This window comes from Brenneria tiliae (genome assembly GCF_023347575.1).
GTDB lineage: Bacteria > Pseudomonadota > Gammaproteobacteria > Enterobacterales > Enterobacteriaceae > Brenneria > Brenneria corticis.
On the sequence record NZ_JAKPCB010000062.1, the window covers coordinates 1 to 441 of the forward strand.

Here is a 441-nt window from a genome sequence, read left to right on the forward strand (position 1 = left end):
TCCTAATAATACGTAATCGTCTGCTAGTAACAATAATTTTGTAACACAAACAAGGCTCAACATGCGCCTTGTTTATCTAAGCTACACTTTTTCCCAAAATCACCACATCAGCAATAAATCCGTTCATATCACAAACTTGCTTAAACTTGCCCCATGGCTCAAATCCTAGCTTACCAAACATCGCAAGGCTTGGTGTATTATGCGCAAAAATGAGCGCAACAACTTGCTGCACGCCACAACTTGGCGCAACTTGGATTAAATAATTGACCAACGCCTTGCCCACGCCTTGCCCTTTGGCTTCATCTGCCACATAGATACTGATTTCAGTACTGATATGATAGGCAGGACGCGCGTATAAATCAGATAAACTGCCCCAACCGATGATTTCACCTAAGCTAGTTTGGGAGCGAGTTTGGGCAACCACCAACGGACGATTACCCG

General features: G+C 44.0%; 1 protein-coding gene. It reads right to left on the minus strand.

The features are described from left to right. Positions 1-76 precede the first annotated feature (76 nt). Positions 77-441 (minus strand): GNAT family N-acetyltransferase (locus MFP24_RS00310; RefSeq protein WP_249246708.1); only part of this gene is annotated, 365 nt, incomplete at its 5' end.